The sequence below is a fragment of the Streptomyces sp. NPDC059010 genome, from assembly GCF_042740355.1.
GTDB lineage: Bacteria > Actinomycetota > Actinomycetes > Streptomycetales > Streptomycetaceae > Streptomyces.
Genome location: NZ_JBHYJA010000090.1, coordinates 1 through 12,032 on the forward strand (window position 1 = coordinate 1; position 12,032 = coordinate 12,032).

The following is a 12,032-nucleotide window of genomic DNA, read 5'->3' on the forward strand; positions in this document are numbered from 1 at the left end:
GTATACGGCCACGCTCGCGATCCCGGCATCCCGGCAGGCCCGGGCCACGCGGACAGCGATTTCGCCACGGTTGGCGATGAGCACCTTGCGCACGATTGAGGCTCCCTCCTTGAAACAAGCCGAGTTTAGGGACTGCCGACACGCCACATCGACCCGTCCCCAGTGGTGAGCTTGCCCACACGGAGCGTGATTCCAGGCTCGCTCAACCTGCGAAATCCCATGTCGCGCCTCGGCACGCAGGTCTCTCCCGGAAAACCCTAGCCCTCCGTTGTGGTCAAGGTCTCTGTCATCACGTGCTGCGGGCCACTCGGTTTCTTTGTGGAATCCCTACGAATGGCCCAATGATTCTTTGCCCTTGACCAAACCCTTGTCCCGGGGTTTACCCGTTAGTAGCGTTCGCGATGTCTCATACGTACTTGGGGTAACAGCGCGGAAGCTCGGAAGTGGGTGGGGACCGGTGGTGCGCAGACCGGTGGCGTGGGTGGTGGCGGTCGTGCTGTTCGTCGAAGGGCTCGGCATCGCGGCGATCCAGTGGTTCCTCGGGATCGTCGTCGACCGGCAGGACATGTCCCTGGCCGGGCTGGACCCTGACGTGATGTCGATGTCCTCGAAGATCGGCGGCCTGGTCTTCGGTGCCTACTTCGCGCTGTGCGGCCTGGTCGCCCTGCTCGTGGCCCTGCGTGACCGCGCCCCGGCCGGCTTCGGGCGCATCCTGCTGATCAGCGCGGCCGTGGTGCACGGGCTGCTGGGCGCGTTCGCCTGGGGGCTGGTGGGCTGGACGGCGTTCCTGTTCATGGTCGCCGTGCTGGGCCTGATAGTGCTGGTGCTGATGACGTACGACGCCGAGGGCGCGCCCGGCTCCGAGGAGCCCGCCGACTCCGCCCCCGACGGGGGTGCGGGCGGCGACGGCTCCCCGGCGGGCGGCTCCCCGGTCACCCCTCCGCCGGCGCCCACAACTCCGTGATGCCGATGCCTAGTTGGGCCAGCAGTCGCCGTACCAGCGGCAGGCTGATGCCGATCACATTGCCGTGGTCGCCGTCGATGCCGTCGATGAACGGGGCCGAGCGGCCGTCCAGGGTGAACGCCCCGGCGACGTAGAGGGGTTCGCCGGAGGCGACGTACGCGGCGATCTCCTCGTCGGTCGGCTCGCCGAAGCGGACGACCGTGGAGGCGGTCGCCGAGGTGTACCGGCCGGTGACGGTGTCGTAGACACAGTGGCCGGTCTGGAGTGTGCCCGCGCGTCCGCGCATCGACTTCCAGCGGGCCGTGGCCTCCTCGGCGTCGGCCGGCTTGCCCAGGGCCTCGCCGTCCAGGTCGAGGACCGAGTCGCAGCCGATCACGATCGCGCCCTTGACCTCGGGCTTCGCCGCCACGACGGAGGCCTTCGCCTCGGCCAGGGCCAGCGCCAGGTCGGCGGGGGTGGGCGCGGTGACGGCGTCCTCGTCGACGCCGCTCACGATGACCTCGGGGGCCAGGCCGGCCTGGCGCAGCAAATTGAGCCGGGCGGGGGACTGGGAGGCGAGGACGAGTCGGCGGCGCGGCTGATCAGTCATGCCGTCAGCGTATCGGCGCGCCCGGCCCGGCTCACCTCAGTCCGAGCACGATCATCACGAGCACCATGGCCAGCGCCATGAGAACGCCCAGCCGCCGCAACATCTCCTGCATCTCACGCAGTTCCTCGGGCGGCTCGTTCTCGGGGTCGGACCACAGCATGCCTTCCATCGTCGGCCGGGGGTTCGGGGTGGCGCCTGAGTACGCGTACTCAACTTTTCTGTAAACGGTGCTACTGTCCCATTAGTTAAAGGGACTGTAGTTCTGTTTGGAGGGGGTCTCATGTTCACCGCTGCCTGGACCGCGTCACCTCAGCGACCCAGCGAGGGCTTCACGCCCAACTGGTCCCAGGAGGGCTTCTGGCGCCAGTCGGTGCGGCAGGTCGTCCGGCTCTCGGCGGGCGGCGGCCGGGTGCGGGTGCGGCTCTCCAACGCGTATGGCACCTCGCCGGTCCGGGTCGCGGGCGCGAGCGTGGGGCGTACGGCCGACGGGGCCGGGGTGGTGGCCGGGTCGCTGACGCGGCTCACCTTCGGGGGCGCCGGGCAGGTCGGGATACCCGCGCACGGGGAGGCCGTCAGCGATGACGTCGGGCTCGACGCCGCAGCCGGGGAGTCGGTCACCGTCACGCTGTACTTCGACGCCGCCACCGGGCCCGCGACCTTTCACGCCCAGGCCTTCACGACCGCCTACCGGGGCGAGGGCGACCTGACAGCCGACGTGGGCGGTGCGGGCTTCGACTCGGTGACCGAGTCCTGGTACTTCCTGACGGCGGTGGAGGTAGACGCCGGGCGCGCGGACGCCGTCGCCCTCTTCGGCGACTCGATCACGGACGGGTTCGGCTCGACGGTGGGAGCGGACCGGCGCTGGCCGGACGCGCTCGCGGCGCGTACGGGGCGGCCCGTGCTCAATGCCGGGATCGGCGGGAATCTGCTGCTGAACGATTCGGCCTGGTACGGGGAGAAGGGCGTCCACCGGTTGCGCCGGGACGTCCTCGACCGGCCCGGAGTGGACACGCTCGTCGTGTCGCTGGGGGTGAACGACATCGGCTTCAGCGAGACCGACGAGCAGCCGACGTACAAACCGGCGCCCGTGCTGGAGGTGGCGGAACTCATCGCCGGGCACCGGGAGTTGATACGGCAGGGCAGGGCGGCGGGACTGCGGGTGATCGGCTGCACGCTGCTGCCGTTCGCGGGATCGGACCACTGGGGTGAGCGGGCGGCCAAGGCGGGGCACGAGCTGAACGAGTGGATCCGGTGCTCGGGGGAGTACGACGCGGTGGCGGACCTGGGCCGGGCCTTGGCCGACCCCGCGGATCCAGGCCGGCTGCACCCGTCGTACGACTTCGGCGATCACCTGCACCCGAACGATGCCGGGTACGAGGTGATGGCCGAAGTCGTGGCGGCGATCCTCTGACCGTCCGGCCTCTGACTAGCCGGGCCAGTAGGTGCGGGCCCAGGTCGTGGGCCCCGGCTGCGGCAGCCGTTGCCGCGCGATGCGGGACGGGTCCGCCCAGGAGTCGCGGGGGGCGGGCGCGCCGGGCGGGAGGGCGTTCGCCGCCGCGGCGCGGGCACGGACCACCGCCAGTGCGGCGGCCAGCTCCTCCGGTGTCGGGTTGCCCCGTAGGACCTTGATGTTCATGGCTGCTCCCAGCAGGCCTAGAGGGGGATGTTGCCGTGCTTCTTCGGGGGCAGGGATTCCCGCTTGGTGCGCAGCTGACGCAGGCCGCGTACGACATGGCTGCGGGTGTCGGACGGCATGATGACGGAGTCGATGTAGCCGCGCTCGGCCGCGACGTAGGGGTTGAGGAGGGTGTCCTCGTACTCCTGGATCAGCCGGGCCCGCACCGCCTCCAGGTCCTCGCCGTTCGCCTCCGCCTCGGCGAGGGTGCGCCGGTGCAGGATGTTGACCGCGCCCTGGGCGCCCATGACGGCGATCTGGGCGGTGGGCCAGGCGAGGTTGATGTCGGCGCCGAGGTGCTTGGAGCCCATGACGTCGTAGGCGCCGCCGAAGGCCTTGCGGGTGATCACCGTGATCAGCGGGACCGTCGCCTCGGCGTAGGCGTAGATCAGCTTGGCGCCGCGGCGGATGATGCCGTCGTGCTCCTGGTCGACGCCCGGGAGGAAGCCGGGGACGTCGACGAAGGTGATGACCGGGACGTTGAAGGCGTCGCAGGTCCGCACGAAGCGGGCCGCCTTCTCGCTGGCCTGGATGTCCAGACAGCCGGCGAACTGCATCGGCTGGTTGGCGACGATGCCGACCGGACGGCCCTCGACCCGCCCGAACCCGGTGAGGATGTTCGGCGCGAACAGCGGCTGCGTCTCGAAGAACTCGGCGTCGTCCAGGATGTGCTCGATCACCGTGTGCATGTCGTACGGCTGGTTCGCGCTGTCCGGCACGATCGTGTCCAGCTCGCGGTCCTCGTCGGTGATCGAGAGGTCCGCCTCCTCCGGGAACGCCAGGGGCTCGGAGAGGTTGTTGGACGGCAGGTACGACAGCAGCTGCTTGACGTACTCGATGGCGTCCTTCTCGTCCCCGGCCATGTGGTGCGCCACGCCGGAGGCGGAGTTGTGGGTGCGGGCGCCGCCCAGCTCCTCGAAGCCGACGTCCTCGCCGGTGACCGTCTTGATGACGTCCGGGCCGGTGATGAACATGTGCGAGGTCTGGTCGACCATGACCGTGAAGTCGGTGATGGCGGGGGAGTAGACCGCGCCGCCCGCACAGGGGCCGACGACCAGCGAGATCTGCGGGATGACGCCGGAGGCGTGGGTGTTGCGGCGGAAGATCTCGCCGTACGCGCCGAGCGAGGCCACACCCTCCTGGATGCGGGCGCCGCCGGAGTCGTTGATGCCGATGACCGGGCAGCCGGTCTTCAGCGCGAAGTCCATCACCTTGACGATCTTCTGGCCGTAGACCTCGCCCAGCGCACCGCCGAAGACGGTGAAGTCCTGGGAGAAGACGGCGACGGGACGGCCGTCGACGGTGCCGTAGCCCGTCACCACCCCGTCCCCGTACGGGCGGTTCCTGTCGAGCCCGAAGTTCGTCGACCGGTGCCGGGCGAACTCGTCGAGCTCGACGAAGGAGCCCTCGTCCAGGAGGAGCTCGATGCGCTCACGGGCCGTCAACTTGCCCTTGGCGTGCTGCTTTTCGACGGCGCGTGCGGAGCCGGCGTGCGTCGCTTCCTCGATACGGCGCTGGAGATCCGCGAGCTTGCCCGCGGTGGTGTGGATGTCGATCTCTTCCGGCTCGGACATCGGGATCGTGGCTCCCTGCCTGCTCAAAAGGGGGGACGGTTACTCATCCGTAGAGTAGTGGGGTGCCTACCAATCGGCAGTGCGGCGTTTACCACACCTAGGGTGGCTTGCATGACGCCGCGAGATGCATCAGACGACAGCCGTTGGTCCGATCTGGACCGTCCGCCGCTCAACGCCGCCGCGCTGCGGCGTGGGCTCGTGCGGGAGGGCGGACTGTGGCGCGACGTGGAGGTGGTGCAGCGCACCGGCTCCACCAACACCGACCTGGTGGCCCTGGCGACCGAGGGCAAGGCCCAGGAGGGCGCCGTCCTGGTCGCCGAGGAGCAGACGGCCGGCCGGGGACGGCTGGAACGGCAGTGGACGGCTCCGCCCCGCTCCGGGCTGTTCTTCTCCGTGCTGCTCAAGCCGTCTGACGTGGGGATCTCCCGCTGGGGCTGGCTCCCGCTGCTCACCGGCGTCGCCGTGGCGACGGGCCTGGCGCGGACCGCCGGCGTCGACACGGCACTCAAGTGGCCGAACGACCTCCTGGTGACCGTCGGCGGCGAGGAGCGCAAGGCCGGCGGGATCCTGGCCGAACGGGCCGGGAGCGACGGCGTGGTCGTCGGCGTCGGCATCAACGTCACGCTGCGTGAGGACGAGCTGCCGGTGCCCCAGGCGGGCTCACTGGCGCTCGCCGGGGCGGTGAGCACGGACCGGGATCCGCTGCTGCGGGGCATGCTGCGGTCGCTGGAGGACTGGTACGGGCGGTGGCGTGCCGCTGCGGGGGACCCGGTGGTGAGCGGGCTGCAGGAGGCGTACGCGGCCGGGTGCGCGACCTTGGGGAGGGTGGTGCGGGCCGAGTTGCCCGGGGACCGGTCGATCACGGGGGAGGCGGTCGCGATCGACGGGGACGGGCGGCTGGTGATCGCCACGGAGCAGGGGGTGCAGGAGCCGGTGGGTGCGGGGGACGTCGTGCACCTGCGGCCGGCGTGACATTCGGGTGTGGGCCGGCGGGGCTTACGCCGAGGTGGGGGCGCTCGCGGCGCGCCGCCGGGGGCGTGGGATCACCTGCGGGCTCTCGGGAGTGAGGTGGCCCACACCTGCCGTACAGTGAAGGCCGGTCGATTACTTGACCGCGGCAGATCGGAAGGGCAGCAGGCGTGACCGTCGACGATTCGGGCTCCGGCACGGGCGCGGACGGCCGGGTGGACCCCCACGCCGCCGAACCCGGCGAGGATCCGCTCGCCCTGCGGCTGGAACAGCTCATCCTCGGCGCCGAGCGGCGCTACACCCCGTTTCAGGCGGCCCGTAGCGCCGGCGTCTCCATGGAGCTGGCGTCCAGGTTCTGGCGGGCCATGGGCTTCGCCGACATCGGACAGGCCAAGGCGCTGACCGAGGCCGACGTACTGGCGCTCAGGCGCCTCGCCGGTCTCGTGGAGGCGGGGCTGCTCAGCGAGGCCATGGCGGTGCAGGTGGCCCGGTCGACCGGGCAGACCACCGCGCGGCTCGCCGAGTGGCAGATCGACTCCTTCCTGGAGGGCCTGACCGAGCCCCCGGAGCCGGGCATGACCCGGACCGAGGTGACGTATCCGATCATCGAGCTGCTCCTGCCCGAGCTGGAGGAGTTCCTCGTCTACGTCTGGCGCCGCCAGCTCGCCGCCTCGGCCGGCCGGGTCATCCAGGCGGCCGACGACGAGGAGATGGTCGACCGGAGGCTGGCCGTCGGATTCGCCGACCTCGTCGGCTTCACACGGCTGACCCGGCGGATGGAGGAGGAGGAACTCGGCGAACTCGTCGAGGCCTTCGAGACCACGGCCGCCGACCTGGTGGCCGCGCGCGGGGGGCGGCTGATCAAGACGCTCGGTGACGAGGTGCTGTACGCCGCCGATGACGCCGGTGTCGCGGCGGAGATCGCCCTTCGACTCATCGAGACGATGGCGGGCGACGAGACCATGCCCGAGCTGCGGGTCGGCATCGCCTTCGGCACGGTGACCACCCGGATGGGCGATGTCTTCGGTACGACCGTGAACCTTGCCTCCCGGCTGACGTCCATAGCCCCGCGTGACGCCGTCCTCGTCGACAGCGCGTTCGCGGAGGAACTCATCCGAACCGGTGAAGCGCCGGCGTCCGAGGCGGAGGCGGCGGAGGCGGCGGTCGCTGCCGAGAAGGAGGGGGAGGAGCCGCCGGTGTATCGGTTTGCGTTGCAGCCGATGTGGCAGCGGCCGGTGCGCGGGTTGGGCGTTGTGGAGCCGTGGCTTTTGACGCGGAGGGCGTCTGCGGGGGACTGAGCGCCGTTTGCCTGGCGGTTGGTTGTCGGGTGCGGGTTGCGTTGTGGCTGGTCGCGCCCACGCGGCGGAGCCGCATATTGATACAGCCCCGCGCCCCTAGGGGGGCGTTGTCGTGCGGGCGGCTCAGTCGTTCAGGGGGTCCACGCACAGGGCGATCACCGGGATGCAGACCGTGTTTTCGGCGGGCTGCGTCGGCTCTGTGGACGGGGGGCTCGTTGTGTGCTCGTCGGAAGGTGGGGGCGCGGGCGGAGCCGGTGGGGGTGTTGTTGCCGGTGAGTGGGGTGTCGGCGGTGGGGTGTGGGGTGTTGTGGGGGCGGGGGCCTCTCGCCGGCGTGTGACCGGGGTGTTCGTGGTCGGTACGACGATCGTGCTCGCTGTCGGTGTCGCGCCCAGGCCGCCCATCGCGGAGGTCGTCGACGGGCTTGGTTTCGGGTGGGGGGTCGGGACCGAGTCGGTGCCGAGGTCCAGGGCCGGGGTGTCGCCGGACTCCGTCGCGCCGAGGTCGGTGGCGACCGGATCGGGGGTCAGGCGTACGAGGCTCAGGGCGCCGGCCGCCAGGGCCAGGCCTCCGGCCGCGAGGAGGACCTTGCGGGGGCGGGGGCGGCGGTGACGGCCTCGGGGGGTGAAGAGGCGGGTGGGTGTGGGGGCGTACGGCGATGACTCCGCCGTTTCTGCTGCATTCGCCGCTTCCGCGCTCGGCGTCGTCCACTGCGCGGTCTCTGGTGCCGCAACCGCCTCCAGTGCCGTCTGCTGCGCCTTCGACCTGTCCGCCGTAAGTCCCATCACGGCCCCCCTTCCAGCACGCCCGCGCCCCCTGTGCGCCGTGCCTCGCGCACGTTATGCGCTGGCGTGGGCGGTGGGTCGGGAGTTGGGTGGGATGTCACTCGAACGGGGTGTCGGGCCTCGGGGCGGGAACCGCTCGCGGCGGGCCTTTCGCCGGGCGGGTCCGGCTGCGATGATCGGGCGAGTGTCTGTTAACCCGCGTTAACCGGAGGGTGTCATGAGCGAGGAGCGGTACGGGGAGTTCGTGCTGGTGCGGCGGCATGGTGACGGGGGTGCTGGGCATGTCGCGGAGCTCGTCCTCGACCGGCCCAAGGCCATGAACGCCGTGTCGACGGAGATGGCCAGTTCGATCGCGGGGGCGTGTGCGGCGCTGGGGGCCGACCGGGACGTACGGGTGGTGGTGCTGACCTCCACGCATGAGCGGGCGTTCTGTGTCGGGGCGGATCTGAAGGAGCGGAACTCGTTCACCGACGCCGATCTGGTGCGGCAGCGGCCCGTGGCGCGCGGGGCGTACACCGGGGTGCTGGAGCTGCCCGTGCCGACGATCGCGGCCGTGCACGGCTTCGCGCTGGGCGGTGGCTTCGAGCTGGCGTTGTCGTGCGATCTGATCGTGGCCGACCGTACGGCCGTGGTGGGGCTGCCCGAGGTGTCGGTCGGGGTCATTCCCGGTGGTGGGGGTACGCAGTTGCTGCCGCGCCGGGTGGGGGCCGCGCGGGCGGCGGAGCTGATCTTCAGTGCGCGACGGGTCGAGGCCGTCGAGGCCCGGGAGCTGGGGTTGGTCGACGAGCTGGTGGAGGAGGGGCGGGACCGGGAGGAGGCGTTGGCCCTCGGGGCTCGGATCGCCGGGAACTCGCCGGTGGGGTTGCGGAACGCCAAGCGGGCGTTGCGGATGGGGTACGGGATGGATCTGCGGGCCGGGCTGGAGGTCGAGGACGCGGCTTGGCGGGCCACGGCGTTCTCGGGGGACCGGGCGGAGGGCGTGGCTGCTTTCAACGAGAAGCGGAAGCCGGAGTGGCCGGGGGAGTAGTCGGTTTTCGCGCTGAGTCCGCGATGACCTCCCCGTTTGCTACGCCAATATCCCAAATCGTCGCAAAACTCCCTAGCCTGGAGTGATGGGTGAGGACAGACGGCTCGCGGCCGTGGTGGCGTTGGCACAGGGGATGGCGGCGGCGCACACCCCGCGTGAGTCCTGGCGGGCGGCGGCGCTCGGGGCGTGTCGGGCGCTGGCCGGGAGTTTTGCCGCGCTGTCGGTGTGGGAGCGGGAGCTCGGGCGGTTGCGGGTGCTCGTGAACGTGGGGGACCGGAAGGAGGGGGAGGAGGAGTTCCCGGGGGACGAGGCCTATCCGGTGCATCAGTTCCCGGAGATCACCGAGTTCCTGCATGAGCGGTGGGCCTCCGGTGGGGAGCCCAATGCGTGGGTGGAGACGGCCGACGGTCTCTCCGCCGGTCACCCCGGGTACTGCCATCAGCGGGTGGCCGCTCTGCGCAGACGGGGGCGGGGGTGCTGTGTCGTCGCGCCGATCGTGCTGAACGGGAGGGCGTGGGGGGAGCTGTATGTCGCCCGGTCCGTCGGTGATCCGGTCTTCGACCGGGGGGACGCCGACTTCGCGACCGTGCTGGCCTCTGTGGTGGCCGCCGGGATCGCGCAGAGTGAGCGGCTGGAGGAGGCCCGGCGACTGGCGTTCACCGATGCGCTGACCGGGCTTGCGAATCGGCGGGCGGTCGATGTGCGGCTGGAGGAGGCCATCGAGCGGCATCGGGAGCAGGGTGCCGTGGTCAGCCTTGTGGTGTGTGACCTCAATGGGCTCAAGCGGGTCAATGACACCCGGGGGCATGCCGTGGGGGATCGGTTGCTGGAGCGGTTCGGGTCGGTGTTGTCGTTGTGCGGGGCCATGTTGCCCGGGGCTCTTGCGGCGCGGCTCGGTGGGGACGAGTTCTGTCTGCTGGTCGTGGGGTCGCCTGCCGATGATGTGGTGAAGGCCGCTGATGAACTGTGCCGTCGGGCCGGGGAGTTGGAGCTGGGGGAGGGGGTCGCTTGTGGGGTGGCGTCCACCGAGGACGCGATCGGGGATGTTCGGTCGGCTCGGCGGTTGTTCCGGCTTGCCGATGCGGCGCAGTACCAGGCGAAGGCCGTGCGGGCGGATCGGCCTGTTGTGGCGGGGCGGGAGGGGCCCGATGATCCGGTGGTGCGGCTTGCCGATGCGGAGCCCTTCGGGGAGGGGGTCGTGGAGCGGCGGCGGTTCCGGGGGCGTGTGCCGTGACGCTGCCGCTGTGGCTGGGCTGCGGGGTTTTCGCCCCCGCCGCCCCTACCCGTCCCGTCCTCCAGGGGCTCTGCCCCTTCGGCCCCGGCCCCATCTGGGGGCTGCCGCCCCCAGACCCCCGCTCCGGCCCCCTAAGGGGCCTTGTCCTCAAACGCCGGACGGGCTGGAGGGGGCGGGCCGGCGCTCAGAAAAGAGATGCGGGGCGGTAAGGGGTGAACCGATTCTCGGCTAGTGACATCTTCGTCTTCAGTGCGTACGCTCCTGAATATGGATATGCACACTGTGGTGGTGGGGACGTCCGGGGTCACCGCGTCCGACGTCCTCGCCGTGGCGCGCGGCGGGGCCCGGGTCGAGTTGTCGGGGGAGGCGGTCGCGGCGTTGGCCGCGGCTCGCGAGATCGTGGATGCGCTGGCCGCCAAGCCCGAACCCGTGTACGGCGTCTCCACCGGCTTCGGTGCCCTGGCGACCCGGCACATCAGCCCGGAGCTGCGGGCCCAGCTGCAGCGCAACATCGTCCGGTCGCACGCCGCGGGGATGGGGCCGCGCGTGGAGCGGGAGGTCGTACGGGCGCTGATGTTCCTGCGGCTCAAGACGCTCTGCTCGGGGCACACCGGTGTACGGCCCGAGGTCGCCCAGACCATGGCCGATGTGCTCAACGCCGGTATCACGCCCGTCGTTCACGAGTACGGCTCGCTCGGGTGCTCCGGTGACCTCGCGCCGCTGTCCCACTGCGCCCTCACGCTGATGGGGGAGGGTGACGCCGAGGGGTCGGACGGGGTTGTGCGGCCCGCCGGTGAGCTTCTCGCCGCGCACGGCATCGCTCCCGTCGAGCTGCGTGAGAAGGAAGGTCTCGCCCTTCTCAACGGCACCGACGGCATGCTCGGCATGCTGGTCATGGCCCTCGCCGACCTGGACAGCCTGTACAAGGCCGCCGACATCACCGCCGCTCTCAGCCTCGAAGCCCTCCTGGGGACGGCGAAGGTGCTCGCGCCCGAGTTGCACGCCATCCGGCCGCATCCGGGGCAGGGCGCCTCCGCCGCCAACATGCTCGCCGTGCTGGAGGGTTCGGGGCTCACCGGGCACCACCAGGACGACGCGCCCCGCGTCCAGGACGCCTACTCCGTGCGGTGCGCTCCGCAGGTCGCCGGTGCCGGGCGGGACACCATGGCGCATGCCCGGCTCGTCGCCGACCGGGAGCTCGTCTCCGCCGTCGACAATCCGGTGGTGCTGCCGGACGGGCGCGTCGAGTCCAACGGCAACTTCCATGGGGCGCCCGTCGCCTACGTCCTCGACTTCCTCGCCATCGCCGCCGCCGATCTCGCGTCCATCGCCGAGCGCCGTACCGACCGGCTGCTCGACAAGAACCGCAGCCACGGGCTGCCGCCGTTCCTCGCCGACGACGCGGGTGTCGACTCGGGGCTGATGATCGCCCAGTACACCCAGGCCGCCCTGGTGAGCGAGATGAAGCGGCTGGCCGTGCCGGCTTCCGCGGACTCGATTCCGTCGTCCGCCATGCAGGAGGACCACGTCTCCATGGGCTGGTCGGCCGCGCGGAAGCTCCGTACCGCCGTCGGCAACCTCACTCGTGTGCTCGCCGTCGAGCTCTACGCCGCCGCCCGCGCCATCGAGCTGCGCGAGGGGCTCACCCCGGCACCGGCCTCGCAGGCCGTCATCGACGCCGCACGGGCCGCCGGAGTCAACGGCGCCGGACCCGACCGGTTCCTGGCCCCCGACCTCGCCGCTGCCGACGCGTTCGTGCGCAGCGGGGAGTTGGTCGCTGCGGCGGAGAAGGTCACCGGCCCGCTGATGTGACACATCCTGCTGAAGTGACACGTAAGGAAAGGGGCCCTGTCGGGGGAACATCACCTACGCGCCGCGGGGGGCCCGGGCGGGGGGGGGCCCGAGGTAGGGGTGGGAGG

Annotated in this window: 13 protein-coding genes; 7 read left to right on the top strand and 6 right to left on the bottom strand. The window is 71.2% G+C overall.

What is annotated here, in order from left to right:
* The coding region (locus ACFWYS_RS45925; protein WP_280842533.1) for a biotin carboxylase N-terminal domain-containing protein at positions 1–93 on the bottom strand (93 nt) is incomplete at its 3' end.
* A gap of 364 nt (positions 94–457) precedes the next feature.
* On the opposite strand from ACFWYS_RS45925, the gene ACFWYS_RS45930 reads away from it, so the two are divergent.
* Positions 458–964, top strand: coding sequence for a hypothetical protein (locus ACFWYS_RS45930; RefSeq protein ID WP_384782897.1), 507 nt, complete (start codon positions 458–460; stop codon positions 962–964).
* Here ACFWYS_RS45930 and ACFWYS_RS45935 read toward each other — a convergent pair.
* Together ACFWYS_RS45935 and mmpB are read right to left on the bottom strand one after the other, a co-directional pair.
* Positions 933–1,553, bottom strand: coding sequence for a Maf family protein (locus ACFWYS_RS45935; RefSeq protein ID WP_384782900.1), 621 nt, complete (start codon positions 1,551–1,553; stop codon positions 933–935). The genes ACFWYS_RS45930 and ACFWYS_RS45935 overlap by 32 nt on opposite strands.
* 31 nt (positions 1,554–1,584) lie before the next feature.
* Positions 1,585–1,713 carry a morphogenic membrane protein MmpB gene (gene mmpB / locus ACFWYS_RS45940; RefSeq protein WP_384782903.1) on the bottom strand — a complete coding sequence of 43 codons (129 nt, stop codon included), beginning with the start codon at positions 1,711–1,713 and terminating at the stop codon, positions 1,585–1,587.
* A 120-nt stretch (positions 1,714–1,833) separates the two neighbouring features.
* Between mmpB and ACFWYS_RS45945 the strand changes: the two genes are divergently transcribed.
* On the top strand, positions 1,834–2,964 hold the full coding sequence (locus ACFWYS_RS45945) for an SGNH/GDSL hydrolase family protein (RefSeq protein WP_384782906.1): 1,131 nt from the start codon (positions 1,834–1,836) through the stop codon (positions 2,962–2,964).
* Positions 2,965–2,979: 15 nt separating this feature from the next.
* Here ACFWYS_RS45945 and ACFWYS_RS45950 read toward each other — a convergent pair whose 3' ends face one another.
* Positions 2,980–3,189: an acyl-CoA carboxylase epsilon subunit gene (locus ACFWYS_RS45950; protein WP_384782909.1), complete on the bottom strand. Its 210-nt coding sequence runs from the start codon at positions 3,187–3,189 to the stop codon at positions 2,980–2,982.
* A gap of 17 nt (positions 3,190–3,206) precedes the next feature.
* Complete coding sequence (locus tag ACFWYS_RS45955; RefSeq protein WP_384782912.1) at positions 3,207–4,802, bottom strand: acyl-CoA carboxylase subunit beta; 1,596 nt, start codon at positions 4,800–4,802, stop codon at positions 3,207–3,209.
* Positions 4,803–4,913: 111 nt separating this feature from the next.
* Here ACFWYS_RS45955 and ACFWYS_RS45960 point away from each other — a divergent pair, with 111 nt between their 5' ends.
* Entirely contained in the window at positions 4,914–5,774 is an 861-nt protein-coding gene (locus ACFWYS_RS45960) for a biotin--[acetyl-CoA-carboxylase] ligase (protein ID WP_384782915.1), read from the top strand.
* Between the two features lie 167 nt (positions 5,775–5,941).
* The gene (locus tag ACFWYS_RS45965) at positions 5,942–7,069 is read left to right on the top strand and encodes an adenylate/guanylate cyclase domain-containing protein (protein ID WP_384782918.1); all 1,128 of its coding nucleotides are present in this window, start codon (positions 5,942–5,944) and stop codon (positions 7,067–7,069) included.
* Positions 7,070–7,192: 123 nt separating this feature from the next.
* On the opposite strand, the gene ACFWYS_RS45970 is transcribed toward ACFWYS_RS45965, so the two are convergent.
* A complete protein-coding gene (locus ACFWYS_RS45970; RefSeq protein WP_384782921.1) occupies positions 7,193–7,852 on the bottom strand; it encodes a hypothetical protein in 660 nt (219 codons plus the stop codon).
* Positions 7,853–8,069: 217 nt separating this feature from the next.
* Between ACFWYS_RS45970 and ACFWYS_RS45975 the strand changes: the two genes are divergently transcribed.
* The 3 genes from ACFWYS_RS45975 (at position 8,070) to hutH (ending at position 11,925) form a co-directional block, all read left to right on the top strand.
* Entirely contained in the window at positions 8,070–8,879 is an 810-nt protein-coding gene (locus ACFWYS_RS45975) for an enoyl-CoA hydratase/isomerase family protein (protein WP_384782924.1), read from the top strand.
* Positions 8,880–8,964: 85 nt separating this feature from the next.
* On the top strand, positions 8,965–10,113 hold the full coding sequence (locus ACFWYS_RS45980) for a diguanylate cyclase domain-containing protein (RefSeq protein ID WP_384782927.1): 1,149 nt from the start codon (positions 8,965–8,967) through the stop codon (positions 10,111–10,113).
* A 273-nt stretch (positions 10,114–10,386) separates the two neighbouring features.
* A complete protein-coding gene (gene hutH / locus ACFWYS_RS45985) occupies positions 10,387–11,925 on the top strand; it encodes a histidine ammonia-lyase (protein ID WP_384782929.1) in 1,539 nt (512 codons plus the stop codon).
* Positions 11,926–12,032 lie beyond the last annotated feature (107 nt).